17 protein-coding genes and 1 riboswitch are annotated in these 21295 nt (G+C 74.4%); of the genes, 10 read left to right on the top strand and 7 right to left on the bottom strand.

The features are described 5' to 3' along the window. Positions 1-66 precede the first annotated feature (66 nt). On the bottom strand, positions 67-1188 hold the full coding sequence (locus tag ACWDCZ_RS04235; protein ID WP_449815156.1) for an EamA family transporter: 1122 nt from the start codon (positions 1186-1188) through the stop codon (positions 67-69). Between the two features lie 132 nt (positions 1189-1320). Here ACWDCZ_RS04235 and ACWDCZ_RS04230 point away from each other — a divergent pair, with 132 nt between their 5' ends. From ACWDCZ_RS04230 to ACWDCZ_RS04205, 6 genes are all read left to right on the top strand, one after another. After that, positions 1321-1764, top strand: a complete 444-nt coding sequence (locus tag ACWDCZ_RS04230) for a gamma-glutamylcyclotransferase family protein (RefSeq protein ID WP_449815155.1) — start codon at positions 1321-1323, stop codon at positions 1762-1764. A 61-nt stretch (positions 1765-1825) separates the two neighbouring features. Next, positions 1826-3127, top strand: coding sequence for a precorrin-6y C5,15-methyltransferase (decarboxylating) subunit CbiE (gene cbiE / locus ACWDCZ_RS04225; RefSeq protein WP_449815154.1), 1302 nt, complete (start codon positions 1826-1828; stop codon positions 3125-3127). Next, positions 3124-3885 carry a precorrin-4 C(11)-methyltransferase gene (cobM, locus tag ACWDCZ_RS04220; RefSeq protein WP_074004354.1) on the top strand — a complete coding sequence of 254 codons (762 nt, stop codon included), beginning with the start codon at positions 3124-3126 and terminating at the stop codon, positions 3883-3885. Before cbiE ends, cobM begins: the two co-directional genes overlap by 4 nt. Next, entirely contained in the window at positions 3885-4622 is a 738-nt protein-coding gene (locus ACWDCZ_RS04215; RefSeq protein ID WP_449815157.1) for a cobalt-precorrin-6A reductase, read from the top strand. The genes cobM and ACWDCZ_RS04215 overlap by 1 nt, the downstream gene beginning before the upstream one ends. Before the next feature lie 51 nt (positions 4623-4673). Next, the gene (locus tag ACWDCZ_RS04210; RefSeq protein ID WP_449815153.1) at positions 4674-5177 is read left to right on the top strand and encodes a DinB family protein; all 504 of its coding nucleotides are present in this window, start codon (positions 4674-4676) and stop codon (positions 5175-5177) included. Between the two features lie 44 nt (positions 5178-5221). After that, positions 5222-5728: a protein-tyrosine phosphatase family protein gene (locus ACWDCZ_RS04205; protein ID WP_449815152.1), complete on the top strand. Its 507-nt coding sequence runs from the start codon at positions 5222-5224 to the stop codon at positions 5726-5728. 25 nt (positions 5729-5753) lie between these two features. On the opposite strand, the gene ACWDCZ_RS04200 is transcribed toward ACWDCZ_RS04205, so the two are convergent. After that, positions 5754-7283, bottom strand: a complete 1530-nt coding sequence (locus tag ACWDCZ_RS04200; protein ID WP_049649821.1) for a UDP-N-acetylglucosamine 1-carboxyvinyltransferase — start codon at positions 7281-7283, stop codon at positions 5754-5756. A 147-nt stretch (positions 7284-7430) separates the two neighbouring features. Then, positions 7431-8651 carry a cobalt-precorrin-5B (C(1))-methyltransferase gene (locus ACWDCZ_RS04195; protein ID WP_449815151.1) on the bottom strand — a complete coding sequence of 407 codons (1221 nt, stop codon included), beginning with the start codon at positions 8649-8651 and terminating at the stop codon, positions 7431-7433. 332 nt (positions 8652-8983) lie between these two features. Here ACWDCZ_RS04195 and ACWDCZ_RS04190 point away from each other — a divergent pair, with 332 nt between their 5' ends. Further along, on the top strand, positions 8984-10723 hold the full coding sequence (locus ACWDCZ_RS04190) for a TIGR03767 family metallophosphoesterase (protein WP_107418848.1): 1740 nt from the start codon (positions 8984-8986) through the stop codon (positions 10721-10723). A 97-nt stretch (positions 10724-10820) separates the two neighbouring features. On the opposite strand, the gene ACWDCZ_RS04185 is transcribed toward ACWDCZ_RS04190, so the two are convergent. The 3 genes from ACWDCZ_RS04185 to ACWDCZ_RS04175 are packed head-to-tail and all read right to left on the bottom strand — an operon-like array spanning position 10821 to position 14325. After that, positions 10821-12338, bottom strand: coding sequence for a precorrin-2 C(20)-methyltransferase (locus tag ACWDCZ_RS04185; protein ID WP_449815150.1), 1518 nt, complete (start codon positions 12336-12338; stop codon positions 10821-10823). Then, positions 12335-12961 carry a precorrin-8X methylmutase gene (locus ACWDCZ_RS04180; RefSeq protein WP_049649824.1) on the bottom strand — a complete coding sequence of 209 codons (627 nt, stop codon included), beginning with the start codon at positions 12959-12961 and terminating at the stop codon, positions 12335-12337. The genes ACWDCZ_RS04185 and ACWDCZ_RS04180 overlap by 4 nt, the downstream gene beginning before the upstream one ends. Then, the gene (locus ACWDCZ_RS04175) at positions 12958-14325 is read right to left on the bottom strand and encodes a cobalamin biosynthesis protein CobG (protein ID WP_449815149.1); all 1368 of its coding nucleotides are present in this window, start codon (positions 14323-14325) and stop codon (positions 12958-12960) included. The genes ACWDCZ_RS04180 and ACWDCZ_RS04175 overlap by 4 nt, the downstream gene beginning before the upstream one ends. A gap of 214 nt (positions 14326-14539) precedes the next feature. Beyond that, a riboswitch (cobalamin riboswitch) is annotated at positions 14540-14625 on the top strand. Between the two features lie 47 nt (positions 14626-14672). On the opposite strand from ACWDCZ_RS04175, the gene ACWDCZ_RS04170 reads away from it, so the two are divergent. The 3 genes from ACWDCZ_RS04170 to lnt all read left to right on the top strand — a co-directional run bounded on the left by ACWDCZ_RS04170 (position 14673) and on the right by lnt (position 20374). After that, positions 14673-14933, top strand: coding sequence for a hypothetical protein (locus tag ACWDCZ_RS04170; RefSeq protein ID WP_147409322.1), 261 nt, complete (start codon positions 14673-14675; stop codon positions 14931-14933). After that, the gene (gene cobN / locus ACWDCZ_RS04165) at positions 14930-18553 is read left to right on the top strand and encodes a cobaltochelatase subunit CobN (protein ID WP_449815148.1); all 3624 of its coding nucleotides are present in this window, start codon (positions 14930-14932) and stop codon (positions 18551-18553) included. Before ACWDCZ_RS04170 ends, cobN begins: the two co-directional genes overlap by 4 nt. A gap of 222 nt (positions 18554-18775) precedes the next feature. Beyond that, a complete protein-coding gene (lnt, locus tag ACWDCZ_RS04160; protein ID WP_449815147.1) occupies positions 18776-20374 on the top strand; it encodes an apolipoprotein N-acyltransferase in 1599 nt (532 codons plus the stop codon). On the opposite strand, the gene ACWDCZ_RS04155 is transcribed toward lnt, so the two are convergent. Continuing rightward, positions 20350-21114: a VOC family protein gene (locus ACWDCZ_RS04155; RefSeq protein ID WP_449815146.1), complete on the bottom strand. Its 765-nt coding sequence runs from the start codon at positions 21112-21114 to the stop codon at positions 20350-20352. The genes lnt and ACWDCZ_RS04155 overlap by 25 nt on opposite strands. Positions 21115-21295: the final 181 nt, after the last annotated feature.

Genomic DNA, 21295 nt, shown 5'->3' with positions numbered 1-21295 from the left:
GCCCCCGCGAGCCGGAAGCGCGGGGGCGGACCACCGAGGACGTCTTCGAACGTGCGGACGTCGTGCTCAGCGACGGGCGGACGGCCCCTTCACCCGATCGGCCGTGTCGGTCGTTTCCGCCGTTTCCGCCGTTTCCGCCGGACGGGCTCGGCTCCCGGCGCTCGATGAGCGGCCCGGACGCCGGCTGACGCTCACCACCAGGCAGACGCCCGCCACCACGATCGCGCCGCCCGCGAGGGTCGGGCCGGTCAGCGGCTCGGCCAGGATCAGCCAGCCCAGCAGCACCGCGACCACCGGGTTCACGTACGCGTACGTGGCCACCAGGGTCAGCGGGGCGGAGCGCAGCAGCCAGGCGTACGCGGTGAAGGCGAGCAGCGAACCGAACACCACCAGGTAGGCGAGGGCCAGCCAGGACCGGCCGGAGACCGCCCCGAGGTCCACCCCGTGCTGCTCGCCGCGGCCCACTCCGACCAGCAGGTCGCCGAGGCCGCCGGCCAGCATCTGGTAGGCGCTCGCGGCGAGCACGTTGCCGGGCATCGGGATCTTCTTGCTCACGAAGGAGCCGGTCGCCCAGAGCAGAGTGGCGCCGATGATCAGGATCACGCCGCCCGGCTCGATCGACCCGCCGATCGCGGGGGCCGACAGGACTCCGAGGCCGACCAGTCCGAGCAGCACCCCGGCCAGCTCGGCCGGTTTCGGGCGATCGCCGCCGAACGCCGTCAGCACCACCATCCACAGCGGGACCGCGGCCACCAGCAGGGCCGCCAGGCCGGAGGGGACGGAGGTCTCGCCCAGGACCACCAGTCCGTTGCCGCCGGTCAGCAGCAGCAACCCGACCAGGGCGGAGGAGGCCAGCTGGCGCCGGGTCACCTTCAGGCCGGCCGGGCCCTGGCGCACCAGGAGGTAGCCGGCCAGCAGCAGGCCGGCGGTGAGGAAGCGGGCGCTGGCGGAGAGGAAGGAGGGCATCGTCTCGACCGCGACCCGGATCGCCAGGTAGGTCGATCCCCAGACGATGTAGACCACGAGGAGGGCCAGCCAGACCGCGCCGCCGAGGCGGGGGACGGGGCTCGCCCCGGCCTCGGTCCTGGCTTCGGTCCTGGCTTCGGCTCCGGCCTTGGTGGTGGCGGGGGTGTCGGGGGCTGAGCCGGGGGTCGCGGCCGGTTGGGAGGGTGAAGCGGGCGGTGTCATGTGTGTCCCCCTTGGACGGTACTGGCCGAACATCCGACATGACAGCGCATGGACGGCCCGGTGCGCCAGTCGGTATCAGGAACCGGACCGCGGGACGTACCGTGAACGCTCCCCAGCGAGGAGGTCGAACCCGTGTCCGCATCCGAGGAGGCCCTGCCGTTCTTCGTGTACGGCACCCTGCGCAGCGGCGGCCGCAATCATGCCGTCCACCTGGCCGGGCGCTGCGCCGACGTCCGCCCGGCCGTGCTGGAGGGCGCCGCGCTGCACGAGGGCCCCGGCTTCCCGTACGCGGTGCCGGACCCGGCGCCCGGACGTCGGATCGTGGGTGAGCTCGTCACCGTACGCCCTGGCGCGTACGCCGGAGCCCTGGAGGCCCTGGACCGGCTGGAGGAGTGCCGGGCCGACGGGACCGGGCTGTACGTCCGGCGGCGGATGACGGTGCGGACCGCGACGGGCGAGCCGCGGGCGGCCTGGGTCTACCTCGCCGGGCCGAGGGCCGAGGCGCGCTTGCGGGAGCGGCCGGCGCTGATCGAGTCGGGGGACTGGGGAGCGGGTGGGAGACAGACCGCCAGGTAGGCTGCCCCGGCCAGTCAGATTTCCCACTCATTGGCCCATTCGAACGACGAGGAGCCACCCGGTGCCCGAGCTGCCACCCCCGATCACCGTCGTCGGGATCGGGGCCGACGGCTGGCCCGGCCTCGCCGTCGGCTCCCGGGCCGTGCTGCGGGAGGCCGAGGTCGTCGTCGGCGGCCCCCGCCAGCTGGACCTGCTCCCCCGCGACGAGGTCGCCGCCGAGCGCGTCCCCTGGCCGTCCCCGCTGCGCCCCGCCGTCCCCGGGCTGCTCGCCGCCCACGCCGGCCGCCGCACCGCCGTCCTGGCCAGCGGCGACCCGATGTTCTACGGCATCGGCCGCACCCTCGCCGAGACCGTCGGCGCCGAGCGCCTGCGCGTCCTGCCGCACCCCTCCTCCGTCTCCTACGCCTGCGCCCGGCTCGGCTGGCCGCTGGAGACCACCGAGGTCGTCAGCCTGGTCGGCCGACCGCTGGACACCCTCTCGCTCGCCCTCCACCCCGGCCGCCGCCTGCTGGTGCTCAGCGCCGACTCCGCCACCCCGGCCGCCGTCGCCGGACTGCTCACCGCCCGCGGCTACGGCACCGCCCGCCTGCGGGTCCTCGAACAGCTCGGCGCCCCGGCCGAACGCCACCTGGACGGCCCCGCCGACGGCTGGCCGCACCCGCCCGGCGACCCGCTGAACGTCATCGCCGTCGACCTCGGCGACGGCCCCCGCACCTCACTCGTCCCCGGCCTGCCCGACACCGCGTACGAGAGCGACGGCCAGCTCACCAAGCGCCACGTCCGCGCCGCGACCCTCGCCACGCTCGCCCCCTCCCCCGGCGAACTGCTCTGGGACGTCGGCGGCGGCTCCGGCTCGATCGCCATCGAGTGGCTGCGCGCCCACCGCGACTGCCGGGCCGTCAGCGTCGAACGCGACCCGGTGCGGGCCGAGCGAATCGCCCGCAACGCCGCCGCACTCGGCGTGCCCCGGCTCCGGGTGGCGACCGGACCCGCCCCCGCCGCGCTCGCCGGACTCCCCGCCCCCGACGCCGTGTTCATCGGCGGCGGCCTCACCGCGCCCGGCCTGCTGGAGAGTTGCTGGGCCGCGCTGCGCCCCGGCGGCCGGATCGTCGCCAACACCGTGACGCTGGAGTCCGAGGCGCTGCTCACCGAGTGGTACCGGCGCCACGGCGGGGAGCTCGTCAAGCTCGCCGTCGCCCACGCCGTCCCCGTGGGCGGCTTCACCGGCTGGCGGCAGGCCATGCCGGTCACCCAGTGGTCCGCCGTCAAGCCCGACGCCCGTGCCGCCGAGGCCCGCACCACTGAAGCCCGCGCCGCCGAAGCCCGCACGTCCGACAACCCCCTTCAGGAGAACGCCTCGTGACCGTCCACTTCATCGGAGCCGGCCCGGGCGCCGCCGACCTGATCACCCTGCGCGGCCAGCGCATCCTGGCCCGCGCCGAGGTCTGCCTGTACGCGGGCAGCCTCGTCCCGCGCGAACTGCTGGACGAGTGCCCGCCCGGCGCCCGGCTGATCGACACCGCGCAGCTCAACCTGGACCAGATCACCGCCGAGCTGGTCGCCGCGCACGAGGCCGGCCAGGACGTGGCCCGGCTGCACTCCGGCGACCCGTCCGTCTTCTCCGCCGTCGCCGAGCAGATGCGCCGCCTGGACGCGGCCGGCGTGCCCTACGAGGTGGTCCCCGGCGTGCCCGCCTTCGCCGCCGCCGCGGCCGCGCTGAAGCGGGAGCTGACCGTCCCGACCGTCGGCCAGACCGTCATCCTCACCCGGATCGCCAAGCGCGCCACCCCGATGCCCGAGGGCGAGGACCTCGCCACCCTCGGCCGCAGCGGCGCCCTGCTGGTGCTGCACCTGGCCGCCGGGTACGTGGACGACGTGGTCGAGCAGCTGCTCCCGCACTACGGCGCCGACTGCCCGGTCGCCGTCGTCGCGATGGCCAGCCGCCCCGACGAGCTGGTGCTGCGCGGAACCGTCGGCGACATCGCCGAGCAGGTCAAGGCCGCGGGCGTGGTCCGCACCGCCGTCATCATCGTCGGCCGCACCCTGGCCGCCGAGCAGTTCCGCGACAGCCACCTCTACTCGGCGGACCGCGAGCGCCCGCACGAGCCCTGCGGGGCGTGATGCGACACGTCCTGGTCCTCGGCGGGACCACCGAGGGGCGGACGCTGGCCGCCGAACTCGCCCCCACCGCCCTCCGGGTCACCAGCTCGCTGGCCGGCCGGGTCGCCCGACCCCGGCTGCCCGCCGGGGAGGTGCGGATCGGCGGCTTCGGCGGACCGGAGGGCCTGGCCGACTGGCTGCGCACGGAACGCGTGGACGCGGTGGTGGACGCCACCCACCCGTTCGCCGCCGGCATCTCGCACAACGCCGCCCTCGCGGCCGCCGCCACCGGCGTCCCCCTGCTGGTGCTGCGCCGCCCCGGCTTCACCCGCGTCGACGGGGACCACTGGCTCCTCGCCCCCTCGCTCGCCGCGGCCGCCGAACTGCTGCCCCGGCGCGGGGAACGGGTCTTCCTCACCATCGGCCGGCAGGGCGTCGCCGCCTTCGCCCACCTCGACGGCGTCCACTTCCTCGCCCGCTCGGTGGACCCGCCCGAGCCCCCGCTGCCGCCTTCGTTCGAAGTCCTGCTGGACCGCGGCCCGTTCACGATCGAGGGCGAGGAGGCGCTGCTGCGCAGGCACGACATCGACGTCCTGGTCACCAAGGACAGCGGCGGCGCCGCGACCGCCCCCAAACTGACCGCCGCCCGCGGACTGGGCCTGCCCGTCATCATCGTGGAGCGCCCGCCCGTACCCGAAGGCGTCCCCGTCGCACCCGACGTCCCGGGCGCACTGCGCTGGCTGGAGCACCTGGGCTAGGAGCGGGGAAATTGGGCGGCGGGCCCGTCGGATGGCGGGCAGGATGGCCCGATGACCGATGATCAGCGCACGCAGACCCCCCGCACCGCCGACGAACGCGCCACACTGGCAGGCTTCCTGGACTACCAGCGCGACACCCTCGCGATGAAGTGCGAGGGCCTCACCACGGAGCAGCTCCGCGCCCGCGTGCTGGAGCCGTCCGGGCTCTCCCTGCTCGGGCTGGTCAGCCACCTCGCCGAGGTGGAGCGCAGCTGGTTCCGCAACGTCCTCAACAAGGAGGACGCGCGCGGCTTCTGGGCGCACCCCGACGGCTCCTTCGCCGAGTTCGACGCCGAGACCGCCGACCCCGACGAGGCCTTCGCGATCTGGCGCCGCGAGTGCGACCACGCCAGGGAACTCGTGGCCGCCGCGGAGTCGTTGGACGTCCTGGGCCACTACGGCGAGGAGGTCTTCTCGCTGCGCTGGATCCTCACCCACATGATCGAGGAGTACGCCCGCCACAACGGCCACGCCGACCTCCTCCGCGAACACCTCGACGGCACCACCGGCGAGTAGCACGAGCGGATTCACCAGCCGGACCGGCCGAGAGGGAGCAAGCAGTGCGGACCCGCCAGAAGGAACGTGGGACGCCCGGGCCGTCCGAGCCCTGGAACGAGATCGTTCCCGGGCTCTGGATGGGCGGGCACTACTTCACCCCGCCCGGCGGCGAGCTGGAACCCGCCATCGTACGGACCGAGTTCGACCTGGTGGTCAGCCTGTTCACGCGCCCCGGGCACGGCCCGGCACCGGGGGTGGAGCACGTCGTCCGGGAGATGCCCGACGCCCCGCTCGCCCCCGGTCAGCTGCTCGCCGTCGAGGAGGCGGCCGAGCTCACCGCGGCCGCCGTCCGCCGGGGCCGTCGGACGCTGGTGCGCTGCCACTCCGGGTACAACCGCTCGGGCCTGGTGGTGGCACAGGCCCTGATCGGCCTCGGCCACGAGTGCGGCGAGGCGGTCCGACTGGTCCGGGAACGGCGCTCGCCCTGGGCACTGGACAACCCGGTGTTCGTGGAGTACCTGAACACCGGGTTGGAGGTTTCCGTGCTGCTGGCCGGGCTCAACGAGTGAGGCCGGCCAGCGGCGTGACGGTCGGTCAGATGTCGCGGAAGGTCTCGATCCGGGCACCGATGGAGTTGAGGCGCTCGGCGAGGTCCTCGTAGCCTCGGTTGATGACGTAGACGTTGCGCAGGACGGAGGTGCCCTGGGCGGCGAGCATGGCGAGCAGGATGACCACGGCGGGGCGCAGGGCCGGCGGGCACATCATCTCGGCGGCGCGCCAGCGGGTGGGGCCCTGGACCAGTACGCGGTGCGGGTCGAGGAGCTTGACGTCGGCGCCGAGGCGGGTCAGCTCGGTCAGGTAGATCGCGCGGTTGTCGTACACCCAGTCGTGGATCATCGTGGTGCCGTGCGCGGCCGCGGCGATGGCGGCGAAGAACGGCACGTTGTCGATGTTGATGCCAGGGAACGGCATCGGGTGGATGGTGTCGATCGGCGCGGTGAGCTTGGAGGGGCGCACGGTGAGGTCGACCAGTCGGGTCTGACCGTTGTGGGCCCGGTACTCGGGCGTGCGGTCGTAGTCGAGGCCCATGCCCTCCAGCACCGCGAGCTCGATCTCCAGGAACTCGATCGGCACCCGGCGGATGGTCAGCTCGGAGGAGGTGACGACGGCGGCGGCCAGCAGGCTCATCGCCTCCACCGGGTCCTCGGCCGGGGTGTAGTCGACGTCGCAGGTGATCTCCGGGACGCCGTGCACGGTGAGGGTGGTGGTGCCGATGCCCTCGATCCGCACGCCCAGCTTCTCCAGGAAGAAGCAGAGGTCCTGGACCATGTAGTTGGGCGAGGCGTTGCGGATGACGCTGACGCCGTCGTGCCGGGCGGCGGCCAGCAGGGCGTTCTCGGTGACGGTGTCCCCGCGCTCGGTCAGGACGATCGGGCGGTCCTGCGGGGTGCCCGGCTCGACCGAGGCGTGGTAGGCGCCGCCGGTGGTGGCGACCTCCAGGCCGAAGCGGCGCAGCGCGGTCAGGTGCGGCTGCACGGTGCGGGTGCCGAGGTCGCAGCCGCCGGCGTACGGGATCGCGAAGCGCTGGGCGCGGTGCATCAGCGGGCCGAGGAACATCAGCACGCTGCGGGTGCGGCGGGCCGCCTCGACGTCCATCGCCGCGAGGTCGAGCTCGGCGGGCGGGGTGAGTTCGAGGTCGCGGCCCTCGTTGATCCAGCGGCTCTTGACGCCGATGCTGGTGAGCACCTCGAGGATGCGGTAGACCTCTTCGATCCGGGCGACGCTGCGGATCGTGGTGCGGCCGGTGGTCAGCAGCGAGGCGCAGAGGATCGCCACGCAGGCGTTCTTGCTGCTGCGGACGTCGATCGCGCCGGAGAGCCGGGTGCCGCCGGCGACGCGCAGGTGCATCGGGCCGGAGTAGCCGAGGGAGACAATCTCGCTGTCGAGGGCTTCGCCGATGCGGGCGATCATCTCAAGGCTGACGTTCTGCTTGCCCTGTTCGATGCGGTTGACCGCGCTCTGGCTGGTTCCGAGGGCTTCGCCGAGCTGCGCCTGGGACCAGCCGCGGTGCTGGCGCGCGGTACGGATGAGGGTGCCGATGCGGGTGAGGTAGTCGCCTGTCACTCGCCAGACGATATCTCATGGTTGAGATGACGACAGAACCGGGGGCCCGCCCTACTGCTCCATTTGTCCGATTCTTGCCCTGTTTGGGCGTCAGTTCTTCACGTCATCGGGCGATGTTGTCGCGCCGTCGTGACACCCGTGACATTGTCACGGCCCGAGCGGCTCCGCCCGGCCGACGACGGTGCCCGCGCGGTCGATGCAGATGACGTCCACCGCGACCGGCGAGCCCACCAGCACGCCGAGCGCCGTCGCCCGGGCCGCCTCGGCGACCAGGTCCCCGAGCGGCACCCCGGCCGCACGGCACAACTGCACGGCCTCCAGCGCGGTGTTGGCGCCCGCGACCGCCTCGGCCAGCGCCTCGTCCGCGCCGCCCCGGCGGGCCAGTCCGGCCAGGTAGCCCTTGTCCACCTGGGAGCGCGCCGAGTGCAGGTCGAGGTGGCCGGCCGCGAGCTTGGACAGCTTGGCGAAGCCGCCCGCGATGGTCAGCCGGGGCACCGGGTGGCGCTTGAGGTACTTGAGCACCGCACCGGCGAAGTCGCCCATGTCCAGCAGCGCGTCCTCGGGCAGCCCGTGCTCCGCGACCGCGACCTTCTCCGAGGTCGAGCCGGTGCAGCCGGCCACGTGGGTGCGCCCCGCCGCGCGGGCCACGTCCACGCCGCGGCGGATCGAGTCGATCCAGGCCGAGCAGGAGTAGGGGACGACCACCCCGGTCGTACCGAGGATGGACAGGCCGCCGAGGATGCCGAGCCGGGGGTTCCAGGTGGAGCGGGCGATCTCCTCGCCGTGGTCGACCGCGATCTCGACCACCACGTCCCCGCTGCCGCCGTGCGCGGCGGCCACCTCGGCGACGGCGTCCCGGATCATCTGCCGGGGCACCGGGTTGATCGCGGGTTCGCCGACGGGCAGCGGCAGGCCGGCCTTGGTGACCGTCCCCACCCCGGGGCCGGCCCGGAACACCACCCCGGTACCGGGCTCGCCGGACCGTACGGTCGAGCGGATCAGCGCGCCGTGGGTGACGTCGGGGTCGTCGCCCGCGTCCTTGACCACCCCGGCCATGGCGGCGGTGCGCCCGCCGGGGCCGGTCGGCTGCTCGGCTGCGGTCGGCTCCTCAGTACCGGTCGGCTGCTCGGCGACGGTCAGCTGCTCGGCCGCGAGGGCGAAGGCGGGCTGCTGCCCCTTGGGGAGGGTGATGACCACCGGGTCCGGGAACTCGCCGGTGAGCAGCGCGGTGTACGCGGCCCTGGTGGCGGCGGTGGCGCAGGCGCCCGTCGTCCAGCCGGGCCGCAGGCCGCTGCTCTTCAGCTGGCCGGCCCGGCCGCCCGCTCCGGCTTCGACCCCGGCTCCCGCCTCGGATCCCGCTGCGGCCACCTGCGCCCCGTTTCCGACGGCGCCCGCGCCGTCCTTGCTCCGCTCCGGCGGCCGCACCGGACGCCGTCGCCGATTTTCCCCCACCGGCCCTGGTGGGGCCCGACCGGGGTGGCGGCGGCGCCTCGCCCCGCTCGGTGGAACCCCTCGTGCACGAGTTGCGGAGGGTCGCGCCGTCCCGCGTTCCCGAAGAGTTCTCCGCACGGGCCTCGCCCGCCGCGGCTACCAGTGAGTAATCTGGCGGTCCGCCAGAAGCGGGTTCATGACAGACGTGGGCCCGGCCGGGGTCGACTGCCCCGCCGGGCCACCAGCATGTGGGGGTTTTTGTGGCAGGGATGAGTCGGCGTACGTTCCTCACCGGTACGTCGGTGGCCGCCGCCTGGTCGGCCTTGTCGTTGGGCGGCGCGCAGTTCGCCTCGGCCGCGGCGCGCGACCAGGCCCTGGCGACGACGGCCGCGCGGGCGGTCAGGGTCACCGGGACCACGCTGGAGCAGGTGGCCACGCCGGTCGGCACCGGCGGCTACAAGCGGCTGACGGCCGGGCCGGGCTGGCCGCTGGTGGTGCGCGGCGACCTGGCGTCGGCGACCACCGGGCGGGACGACCGCCGGACCGGGCTGGCCAGCTTCGTCCAGTTCAGCGACCTGCACCTGGTGGACACCGAGTCCCCGGTGCGCTTCGAGTACCTGGCCAAGCTCAACGGCAGCGCGTACCGGCCGCAGGAGGCCCTGAACGCCCGCGGTGTCTCGGCCCTCGTCGAGCGGGTCAACTCGCTCGCCGGCGGCCCCTACACCGGGATGCCGTTCAGCATGGTGATGGCCACCGGCGACAACACCGACAACCACGAGCTCGCCGAACTCGACTGGTACCTCAAGGTCATGGGCGGTGGACGGCTGGCCCAGAACACCGGTGACCTCAGCCGCTACGAGGGTGTGCAGAACTCCGGCAACGCCGCCTACTGGAACCCCGAACTCTCCTACAACGACGGCTACAAGGCGAAGGGCTTCCCGCAGATAGCCGGCTTCCTGTCCGCCGCCGGCCGCCCCTTCGACGCGCCGGGCCTGCGCACGCCCTGGTACACCACGGTCGGCAACCACGACGACAGCATCGAGGGCTCGCTGCCGGACCTCGGGCTGCTGAACGACCTGTACACCGGCCAGTACAAGCTGGAGGGCTGCGACGACGCCACGGCCGCCCAGCTGACGGACTCGCTGCGCCGCGACCCGGCGGGCGCCGTGCTGCTGCTGGCGAAGCTGATCGCCAGTGGCGACCTGGTCCGCAAGGTCACCCCGGACGAGCGCCGCCGGCCGTTCACGCTCAAGGAGTTCGCCAAGGCCCACCTGAACCCGGCGGTCACCGGCGCCGGCCCGTACGGGCACGGTTTCACCTCGGACATGGCGAACAGCGGCAAGCTCTACTACACCTTCCGCATCTCGGAGAAGGTGGTCGGCATCAGCCTGGACACCACCAACCAGGCCGGGTTCGCCGACGGTTCGCTGGGCACCGCGCAACTGCGCTGGCTGGAGCAGCAGTTGCAGGCGCACAGCGGGCACTGGTACGACGCCGACGGGCGCAAGGTGACCGGCGGGAGCACGGACGAGCTGATCCTGCTCTTCAGCCACCACACCAGCGGCACGATGGGCAACCTGCTGCCGGACCCGCGCAACATCTTCGAGGGACGGCACGACGGCAACGAGCTGGTGGCGCTGCTCCAGCGCTACCCGAACGTGGTCGCGTGGGTGAACGGGCACACCCACATGAACAAGATCACGCCGCATGGCCACGCGGTGCCGGAGCGGGCGTTCTGGGAGATCAACACCGCCTCGCACATCGACTACCCGCAGCACGGGCGGATCATCGAGATCGCGGACAACGGGGACGGCACGCTCTCGCTGTTCACCACGCTGATCGAGTCCTCCGCCCCGTACGGGACGGACTTCGGCGGCACCTCGGACGCCAACCTCGCGGCGCTCTACCGCGAGCTGTCGTACAACGACCCGAACGGCCGCCCGGCGGCGCTGCTGGGCGCGGGCGGGGACCACAACACGGAGCTGCTGCTCACCAAGCCGACCCGGTAGCGGTCGGCAGCCGGAGAACAGGGAACGGATACCAGCGAACAGAGAACAGATGACAGCGAACAGATGATGAAATCTGTTCGCTGTCATCTGTCACCCGTCACTCCTCCGGGTACCGCCGCGGCGTCCAGACGACTTCCACGCCGCCGCCCCGCTCGACCGCCCGGGTCTGCGAGGAGCCGATCAGCAGGATGGTCCGCATGTCGACCAGTGCCGGGTCCAGCTCGCCCAGTCGGACGATCCGCACCCGCTCGGTCGGGCCGCCGACGTCGCGGGCCATCACCACCGGGGTCTCGGGTGCCCGGTACTCCAGCAGCAGGTCCCGGGCGAGCCCGACCTGGGTGGTCCGGGACTTCGAGCCCGGGTTGTACAGGGCGAGCACCAGGTCCGCCTCGGCCGCGGCCCGCAGCCGCTTCGCCACCACGTCCCACGGCTTGAGCCGGTCCGAGAGCGACACCGTCGCATAGTCGTGCCCGAGCGGGGCGCCGGCCCGGGAGGCGGCCGCGTGGGCGGCGGTCATCCCGGGGAGCACCCGCACCGGGACGTCCCGGTAGGCCTCCTCGCAGGCGACCTCCAGCACGGCGGTGGCCATCGCGAACACCCCCGGGTCACCCGAGGACACCACCGCGACGCGGTGCCCGCGCCGGGCGAGCTCCAGGGCGAACTCGGCGCGCTCCGACTCCACCTTGTTGTCCGAGCCGTGCCGCCGCTGCCCCGGCCGCTCCGGCACCCGGTCCAGGTAGGTGGTGTAGCCGACCAGGTCGGTGGCCACGGAGAGCGCGCCGCGCGCCTCGGCGGTCAGCCAGAGCGGCCCGGCCGGCCCGGTGCCGACCACGGTCACGCTGCCGACGCCGTCCGACAGCCGGACCTCCGGCTCCAGCGGCGCGACCTTGCTCGGCAGCACCGCGACCGAGAAGTACGGCACCGTGTCGCCGTCGACCTCGGCGAGCGGCGCGATCCGCTCCCCCGCCATGAAGGCCCGCTCCACGTACTGCGCGTCCGCCAGCCGCCCGGCCCGCTCCAGGGCCCGGCGGACGGTCGGGAAGGTGCGCCCCAGCTTCATGATCACGGCCGAGTCGGCGGCCGCGATCCGCGCCGTCAGCTCCTCCTCGGGCAGCGTGCCGGGGATGACGGTGAGCGTCTCCTCGGCCTCGGTCAGCGGCTGCCCGAGCCGGGCCGCGGCCGCGCTGAGCGAGGTCACGCCCGGCACCACCTCGGTCGGGTAGCGGTGCGCGAGCCGCTTGTGCATGTGCTGGTAGGAGCCGTAGAAGAGCGGGTCGCCCTCGGCGAGGACGACCACGTCGCGCCCGGCGTCCAGGTGGGCGGCCAGCCGGGCGGCGGCCTCCTCGTAGAAGTCGTCCAACGCGCCGCGGTAGCCGCCCGGGTGGTCGGTGGTCTCGACGGTGAGCGGGTAGACCAGCTTCTCCTCGATCTGACCGTCCGTCAGATACCGTTCGGCGATCGACCGCGCGATGGACCGGCCGTGCCGGGCGCTGTGGTAGGCCACCACGTCGGCCTTGCCGATGAGTTCGGCGGCGCGGACGGTCACCAGCGACGGGTCGCCCGGGCCGAGCCCGACGCCGTACAGCCGACCCGTGGTGCTCTGACGGTCCGTCACTCTTCTTCGCTCGCAATCGCGTTGATGGCGGCGGCGGCCATCGCACTGCCGCCGCGCCGACCGCGCACCACCAGGTGCTCCAGGCCGGACGGGTGCTCGGCCAGGGCCTGCTTGGACTCGGCGGCGCCGATGAAGCCGACCGGGACGCCGATCACCGCGGCCGGTCGCGGTGCGCCCGCCTCGATCATCTCCAGCAGCCGGAACAGCGAGGTCGGGGCGTTGCCGACGGCGACCACCGCGCCCTCCAGCCGGGGCAGCCACAGCTCCATGGCCGCGGCGCTGCGGGTGTTGCCCATCGTGCGGGCGAGTTCGGGCACCGAGGGGTCGGTGAGGGTGCAGATCACCTCGTTGTCGGCCGGCAGCCGCCGACGGGTGACGCCGCTCGCGACCATGTTGACGTCGCAGAGGATGGGCGCACCCGCGTGCAGCGCGGCGCGCGCGGAGGCGACCACACCGGGCGAGTACACCAGGTCCTCGACCAGGTCGACCATCCCGCAGGCGTGGATCATCCGCACCGCGACCTGGGAGACGTCCGCCGGGAGGGCGGCCAGATCGGCCTCCGCGCGGATGGTGGCAAAGGACTGGCGGTAGATGGACGCGCCGTCCTTCTCGTACTCGATCACTTCGTGGTCCTCCTGGCCTCGGCGACCGCCTCGGCCATCTCCTCGTTCGTCACAACGGCGTTCGTCACAACGGCGTTCATCTCATGGGCCTTCGCCGCATCGGGCTCCGGCACGTCGGCGTTCGCCCCGTTCACCGTCACCCGGTAGCCGCGCCCCGTGGCGAGCACGTCCACCCACCGCCCGGCCGGATGGCCGCAGCGCCGTTCACAGCCCGACCAGTGGACGGGCAGCAGTCCATCGGGGCCGGCACCGGTCCTCACGACGGCACCGGCCCTCACCGTGGCACCAGCCCTCACGGCGGCACCGGAGTCCAGCGCCCGGGCCGCGTCCGTACGGACGTCGGCCAGCGACTTGGCGCAGCCCGGCAGCCCGGTGCAGGCGGTGGCCCGCTCCCAGGCCGAGCCGGGCTCGGTGCGGAAGCCGGCCGCGGCGAGCCCGGGCAGCCGGTCGGCCGGGGCGCCGGGCAGCACCGCCCCGCGCCAGGGGGTCAGCCGCAGCTCACCGGCCGAGGCGGCGACCAGCGTCCGCCACTGCCCGGCGCTCGCCCGGCCGAACCGCAGCCCCACCGAGAGCCCGCCGGGCAGCGCGCCGACGGCGGGCGCGGTGCCGGCGAAGGCGGGCAGCGGCACCGTGCCGGCCGGCAGCAGTTCGGGGACCTCGCGCAGGTGCCAGGCCTTGCGCCCGTGCGTCCGCAGCGCCGCCAGGAAGGAGCGGGCCGCGTCCAGCACGGCCGTGACCTCCCGCCCGGCCTCGACCGGGTGTCCGCGTCCGTCGCGTCCGAGGCGCAGCAACCGCGTGCCGTCCGGGCCTGCGACCAATGTCACATCGGCGTCGAGCGCGGCGACGTCGCCCCGCCCGTCGTCCAGTGCGAACAGGAACTTGCCGGACAGCCCGGCGGCCCAGTCGGCGGCGCACAGCCGCGCGTCCAACTCCCGTACCCAGGACTGCACATCGGCGTTGCCGACGGCTCCCTCGGCAGTGGTGTCCAGTCCGGCCGTCGGCGAGGCGACGATGTTGCGGACCCGCTCGTGGGTGTCCGAGGGCAGCAGCCCGACGGCGCGCAGCCGGTCGGCGAGCTCGGCCGCGCAGTGCGGGGCCAGGCCGCGCAGCTGGACGTTGCCGCGCGAGGTGGTCTCCAGCTCGCCGTCGCCGAGGGCCTCGGCGGCCTGGGCCAGCGCGATGGCCTGACGGTCCGTCAGCAGGCCGCCGGGCAGGCGGATCCGGGCGAGGGCGCCGTCGTCGGCCGTATGCAGACGAAGTGCTCCGGGGCAGGCGTCCGCACGCCCCCGGTCGGGCACCTCCCGGTCGGGTCCTGCGGCGCCCGGCGCGGTGGCGTCGGGTGTCGGTGGCATGGCGGCGAGCATACAGATGATCCGATCGCTTGCCTCCGTCCGCTGCATCACACCCCGGCCCCGCCCCCGCCGCACCTGCCGGACACCCCGAGCCCCCGTCCGCCGGACATCCGAGCCCCGTCGGCCGGACGTCCGAAAGCTCACCCTCCCCCAGGTCAGCCGCACCCCGTACGATGCTGGCGGGCGGTCCCTCACGGACCGTCCGCACGCCAGCGACGGCGCAGGGGAGGAAACCGGTGCGAACCCGGTGCGGTCCCGCCACTGTGACCGCGGTTCACCGGTAGACCGGTCGGCCGCGGGAGCCAGGAACTCCTGCCGTCCTCCACCGGCCCGGGGCGCGGACCCCGAGGAAGGCAGAAATGTTCCAGCGCTGTCGCATGCCCGCGCCCGCGTCCCCGGCCGCCACCACGGCCGTCCCGACCGCCACCGCGGCTGTCCCGACCGCCGTCATGCCCGTTCCGGCCGCCGCCACGACCACCCCGGTCGACCGTGCGACCGCCCCGGCCCGCGCCGCGACCACCCCGGTCGACCGCGCGGCCGTCCGTGCCACCCCAGCGGCCGCCCCGGCCCAGATCCCGGCCACCCCGGCCACCGACGAGGCCGGGAGGGCCTTCACATGATCCTGCTGCTGTCGACGTCCGACACCGACCTGCTCAGCGCCCGCGCCTCCGAGGGGCCGGTGCGCTACCGCCTCGGCAACCCGGCCCGGCTCACCCCCGAGGACCTGCCCGCGCTGCTGGAGGGCACCGAGCTCGTCGTGGTCCGCCTGCTCGGCGGGCGCCGCGCCTGGCAGGAGGGCCTGGACGCGCTGCTGGCCGGCCCCCGCCCGGTGGTGGTGCTGACGGGCGAGCAGGCCCCCGACGCCCAGCTGATGGAGCTGTCCACCGTCCCGGCCGGCATCGCCGCCGAGGCGCACGCCTACCTGGCCCACGGCGGCGCCGCCAACCTGGCCGAGCTGGGCGCCTTCCTCTCCGACACCGTGCTGCTGACCGGCCACGGCTTCGCCCCGCCCGCCTCCGCCCCGGCCTGGGGCCCGCTGGAGCGCGAGGCCCGTACGTCCGAGGGTCCGACGGTGGCGGTGCTCTACTACCGCGCCCACCACATGAGCGGCAACACCGCCTTCGTGGAGACGCTCTGCCGGGCCGTCGAGGACCAGGGCGCCAGGGCCAGGGCCTACTACTGCGCCTCGCTGCGCGGCGCCGAGCCCGAGCTGCTGGCCGCGCTCGGCGAGGCGGACGCGATCGTCACCACCGTGCTCGCCGCCGGCGGCACCCGCCCGGCCGACGCCCAGGCCGGCGGGGACGAGGAGGCCTGGGACGCGGGCGCGCTGGCCGCGCTCGACCGCCCGATCCTCCAGGCGCTCTGCCTCACCTGGTCGCGCGCCCAGTGGGAGGCCAGCGACGACGGCCTGTCCCCGCTGGACACCGCCACCCAGATCGCCGTCCCGGAGTTCGACGGCCGCCTGATCACCGTCCCGTTCTCCTTCAAGGAGCTGGACGAGGACGGCCTGACCGTCTACGCCGCCGACCCGGAGCGCGCCGCCCGCGTCGCCGGCACCGCCGTCAAGCACGCCCGGCTGCGGCACGTCCCGGCCGCCGAGCGCCGCCTCGCCCTGGTGCTGTCCGCGTACCCGACCAAGCACGCCCGGGTCGGCAACGCCGTCGGCCTGGACACCCCGGCCAGCGCGGTGCGGCTGCTGGAGCGGCTGCGCGCGGAGGGCATGGACCTCGGGGACGACCTCCCCGCGTTCGACGACGGCGAGGGCGGCCACGAGGGCGACCCGCTGATCCACGCCCTGATCGCGGCCGGCGGCTACGACCAGGACTGGCTCACCGAGGAGCAGCTGGCCCGCAACCCGGTCCGCATCCCCGCCGCCGACTACCGCCGCTGGTACGCCACCCTCCCGCAGGGCCTGCGCGAGCAGGTCGAGGAGCACTGGGGCCCGGCCCCCGGCGAGCTGTACGTCGACCGCTCGCAGAACCCGGACGGCGACATCGTGCTGGCCGCGATCCGCTCCGGGAACCTGCTCGTGCTGATCCAGCCGCCGCGCGGCTTCGGCGAGAACCCGGTCGCCATCTACCACGACCCCGACCTGCCGCCGAGCCACCACTACCTGGCCGCCTACCGCTGGATCCAGGCCGCCCAGGAGGACGGCGGCTTCGGCGCCCACGCGGTGATCCACCTCGGCAAGCACGGCAACCTGGAGTGGCTGCCGGGCAAGACCGCCGCGCTGTCCGCGGAGTGCGGCCCGGACGCCGTCCTCGGCGACCTGCCGCTGGTCTACCCCTTCCTGGTCAACGACCCGGGCGAGGGCACCCAGGCCAAGCGCCGCGCCCACGCCACGCTCGTCGACCACCTCGTCCCGCCGATGGCCCGCGCCGACTCCTACGGCGACATCGCGCGCCTGGAGCAGCTGCTGGACGAGCACTCCAACATCGCCGCGATGGACCCGGCCAAGCTGCCGGCGATCCGCGCCCAGATCTGGACCCTGATCCAGGCCGCCCGGCTCGACCACGACCTCGGCCTGGACGAGCGCCCCGAGGACGACGGCTTCGACGACTTCCTGCTGCACGTCGACGGCTGGCTCTGCGAGGTCAAGGACGCCCAGATCCGTGACGGTCTGCACGTCCTCGGCCAGGCGCCGACCGGCACCGACCGGGTCAACATCGTGCTCGCCATCCTGCGCGCCCGGCAGATCTGGGGCGGCGTCAGCGCCCTGCCCGGCCTGCGCGAGGCGCTCGGCCTGGACGAGGCGGCGCTGACCCTGGGCGCCACCGACGCGGCCGAGGCCCGGGCCCGCGCCCTGGTCGAGGCGATGGAGGCGGAGGACTGGGCACCCGAGGCGGTCGAGAAGGTGACCGCCGAACTGCCGGAGGCCGTCCAGGAGGCCGTCCGCGCGGTGCTGGACTTCGCCGCCGCCCAGGTGGTGCCGCGGCTCGCGGCCACCACCGACGAGCTGGACGCCGTGCTGCACGCGCTCCAGGGCGGCTTCGTCCCGGCCGGCCCGTCCGGCTCGCCGCTGCGCGGCCTGGTCAACGTGCTGCCCACCGGCCGCAACTTCTACTCCGTCGACCCGAAGGCCGTCCCCAGCAAGCTCGCCTGGGAGACCGGCCAGGCGCTCGCCTCCTCGCTGGTCGAGCGCTACCGCTCGGACAACGACGGCGCGTACCCGCCCTCGGTCGGGCTCTCGCTCTGGGGCACCAGCGCGATGCGCACCGCCGGCGACGACATCGCCGAGGCCTTCGCCCTGCTCGGCGTCCGCCCGGTCTGGGACGACGCCTCGCGCCGGGTCACCGGCCTGGAGCCGATCCCGCTGGACGAGCTGGGCCGCCCTCGCATCGACGTCACGCTGCGCATCTCCGGCTTCTTCCGGGACGCCTTCCCGCACGTGGTCGCCCTGCTGGACGACGCGGTGCGCCTGGCCGCCGCCCAGGAGGAGGCCCCGGAGTCGAACTACGTGCGCGCCCACGTCCAGGCCGACCTCGCCGCACACGGCGACGAGCGCAAGGCCACCGTCCGCGTCTTCGGCTCCCGCCCGGGCACCTACGGCGCGGGCCTGCTCCAGCTGATCGACAGCCGGGACTGGCGCACCGACGCCGACCTGGCCGAGGTGTACACGGTCTGGGGCGGCTACGCGTACGGCCGCGGGCTGGACGGCCGCCCGGCCCGCGAGGAGATGGAGACCGCGTACAAGCGGATCACCGTCGCCGCGAAGAACACCGACACCCGCGAGCACGACATCGCCGACTCGGACGACTACTTCCAGTACCACGGCGGCATGGTGGCCACCGTACGGGCCCTCACCGGCAAGGCGCCGACCGCCTACATCGGCGACTCGACCCGACCGGAGACGGTCCGCACCCGCACCCTGACCGAGGAGGCCGCCCGGGTCTTCCGCGCCCGGGTGGTCAACCCGCGCTGGATCGAGGCGATGCGCCGCCACGGCTACAAGGGCGCCTTCGAGATGGCCGCGACGGTGGACTACCTGTTCGGCTACGACGCCACCACGGGCGTGGTCGCGGACTGGATGTACGAGAAGCTGACCCAGGAGTACGTCCTCGACCCGGTCAACCGGGAGTTCCTCGCGGGCGCCAACCCGTGGGCGCTGCACGGGATCAGCGAGCGGCTGCTGGAGGCGGCGAGCCGCGGGCTGTGGGAGCAGCCGGACCCGGAGCTGATCGAGCAGCTGCAGGCCGCGTTCCTGGAGACCGAGGGGGACCTGGAGGGCGGCGAGGAGTAGGGCCGCGCACGGTGATCGGAGGGGCGGGCCCCCACGGGGCCGCTCCTCCTTGGGGCAGCCCTCCTCGGGGCCGCTCCTCCTTGGGGCCACCCCTCCGATCGCCCGTTCTGGCAAGGCCACCGGTACGGCTGGGACCACTGGTTCCGAACATGGGCCTCTTGTCACCCGTTCGGCTGAACGGCGTACTGGTGGTGTACGCCCGTCAAGCGGACAATACGGGTCATGTCGCGTCGCTCCGCTCCCGCCAGCCCGACCCTGAGCACGACCGCCGCCGAGGAACGGGAGCCGCACGCGCCGCACCAGTACCGCGCGCGGACCGGTGCGCTGGCGGCCGGCGCGGTTCCGGTGCTCGCCTTCCCCGCGCCCGGACAGGCCTGGCTGGCCTGGGTCGCGCTCGTCCCCGGACTGCTGCTGATGCAGCGGGCGCCGTCGGGCCGGGAGGCGGCGGTGCGCGGCTGGTGGTTCGGCGCGGGGTTCATCCTGACCGCGATGTACTGGCTGGTCCCGTCCGTCGGGCCGGGGCTGCCGGTGATCGCGGTGCTGTTCGGGGCGCTCCAGAGCGCCGTCGGGTACACCGTGCACCGGCTGCTGCACCCCCGGCTGACCGCCCGTCGGGCCCTGCTCGCACTGCTGGTCGTACCGGCCGTCTGGGTGACGACCGAGTACGCGCGGTCCTGGCCCGCGCTCGGCGGGCCGTGGGCACTGCTCGGCGCCACCCAGTGGCAGCACCCGGCGGTCCTCGGGCTGGCCTCGGCCGGCGGGATCTGGCTGGTCAGCGCGGCGGTGGCGGCGGTGAACACCGGGGCGCTGATCGCGCTGACCGCGGTGCACCGGCGGCCGCGGGCCGTCGCGGCCGGGACCGTCGTGCTGGTCCTGGCCTCCGGTCCGCTGCTGTTCGCGCTGCGCGAGGCACCTGCCACGGACGGGGCCGTGACCGTGGCACTGGTCCAGCCCGGCATCGTGGAGGACCCCCAGGCCCGCTTCGAGGCGAGCGCGCGGATCACGGCCGGACTGGTCGGACAGCCGGTGGACCTGGTCGTGTGGGGCGAGAGCAGTACCACCGCCGACCTGGACCGCGACCCGGCCGCGCTGGACACCCTGCGCCGGCTCGCCGCGACCACCGGCGCCGAGGTCGTCGCCGGGGAGGACGCGCGCAAGGCGGACGGGCGGATCTCCAAGGACGCGGTGCTGGTCTCCCCCGCCGGCGTGGTGGACCGCTACCGCAAGATCCGGCTGGTGCCGTTCGGCGAGTACATCCCGCTGCGGCCGGTGCTCGGCTGGATCGCCGGGGTCAGCCGGGCCGCGGGCGAGAACCGGGCACCCGGCACGTCCTTCCACGTCCTGCCCGCCACCGACCGGGCGGGCGCGCCGCTGCCGGTCGGGGCGCTGATCTGCTTCGAGTCGGCCTTCCCCGACATGGCCCGAACCGCCGCCCGGGACGGCGCCCGGGTGCTGGTCTACCAGTCCTCGACCTCGACCTTCCAGCGCACCTGGGCGCCCGAGCAGCACGTCTCGCTGGCCGCGATCCGGGCCGCCGAGACCGGCCGACCGGCCGTCCAGGCCTCGCTGACCGGGGTCTCGGCCGCCTTCGACGCCCAGGGCCGGGAGCTCGCCCGGCTCGGCACCGACGGCACCGGCGTGCTGACCGTCCGACTGCCGCTCACCGCGCCCGGGACGCTGACCTGGTACGACCGGATCGGCGACGTGGTGCCGCTGGGGGCGCTGCTGGTCACGGCGGGGGCGGCGGGCGCGGGCGTCGCCGGGTGGCGTCGCTCGCGCGCCCTCCGGCGTGCCGGTCAGCCCTCGGTGCCGGCGGTGTAGACGCCGAACGCGGCGCCCTGGGGGTCGCGCAGCACGGCGATCCGCCGGCCGCCCGGCATGCCGGTGGCGGGCGTCAGCACGTCCCCGCCGAGCGTCACCGCCCGGCCGACGGTGCCGTCCACGTCGGCGGCCGCGAAGTACGGCAGCCAGTGCGGCGGCGCCTCGGGCGGGAAGCGGTCGTCCATCGTCAGCATGCCGCCGAAGTCCCGTCCGTCCAGGCCCCACTGGGGGTAGTGCTCGGACGGGGCGACGGACCAGCCGAAGACCTCCGGGTAGAAGGCGAGCGCGCCGGACGGGTCGCGGGTGAGCAGTTCCACCCAGCCGAGCGCACCGGGCTCGTTGAACACCCCGGCGCCCCGGAAGGCGCGGGCCTGCCAGAGGATGAACACCGCGCCGGACGGGTCGGCGGCCACCGAGAACCGGCCGAAGTCGAAGACGTCGCCGGGGTCCTTCCGGACCAGGCCGCCGCACTCCTTGATCCTCGCGGCGGTGGCGTCGGCGTCGGCGACCGCGATGCAGACCGTCCACGCGATCGGCTGCTGCGGGGCGTAGCGCGGGGTGATGGCGGCGGCCGGGACGCCCCGGACCAGCATCTGGGTGTAGTCGCCCTCCCCGGGGCGGGCCGTGTCGTCCGCCTGCCAGCCGAAGAGCTCGGTGTAGAAGGCCCGGGCGGCGGCCGGATCGGAGGTGCCCAACTCGGTCCAGCAGGGGGCGTTGGTGGTCACGGAGGTCTGCTTCATGGCGTCTGTCCTCGCAGCTTGCTCGGGAACTCCCGGGTTTTCGGCGCCTCGGCCCCCGCACCTCCAGGCCCAGCATGCGGGGCGGGGCGGAGCTTGGCGGGCGGGGTGGGCCGAACGGGCGGCGAGACGGGCGGGCGAACAGATGACAGATGACAGCTGACAGATTTCGAAATCTGTCAGC

The organism is Kitasatospora sp. NPDC001225, assembly GCF_053597855.1.
This window is presented reverse-complemented; position numbering and strand designations above follow the sequence as displayed.

Bases quoted from the DNA above. Each gene is read 5' to 3' on its own strand.
- ACWDCZ_RS04210 (WP_449815153.1), top strand. From the start codon at position 4,674: ATGACCGATGATCAGCGCACGCAGACCCCCCGCACCGCCGACGAACGC.
- ACWDCZ_RS04215 (WP_449815157.1), top strand. From the start codon at position 3,885: ATGCGACACGTCCTGGTCCTCGGCGGGACCACCGAGGGGCGGACGCTG.
- ACWDCZ_RS04155 (WP_449815146.1), bottom strand. From the start codon at position 21,114: ATGAAGCAGACCTCCGTGACCACCAACGCCCCCTGCTGGACCGAGTTG.
- ACWDCZ_RS04235 (WP_449815156.1), bottom strand. From the start codon at position 1,188: ATGACACCGCCCGCTTCACCCTCCCAACCGGCCGCGACCCCCGGCTCA.
- ACWDCZ_RS04175 (WP_449815149.1), bottom strand. From the start codon at position 14,325: ATGCTCGCCGCCATGCCACCGACACCCGACGCCACCGCGCCGGGCGCC.
- cobN (WP_449815148.1), top strand. From the start codon at position 14,930: ATGATCCTGCTGCTGTCGACGTCCGACACCGACCTGCTCAGCGCCCGC.
- lnt (WP_449815147.1), top strand. From the start codon at position 18,776: ATGTCGCGTCGCTCCGCTCCCGCCAGCCCGACCCTGAGCACGACCGCC.
- ACWDCZ_RS04190 (WP_107418848.1), top strand. From the start codon at position 8,984: ATGAGTCGGCGTACGTTCCTCACCGGTACGTCGGTGGCCGCCGCCTGG.
- ACWDCZ_RS04170 (WP_147409322.1), top strand. From the start codon at position 14,673: ATGTTCCAGCGCTGTCGCATGCCCGCGCCCGCGTCCCCGGCCGCCACC.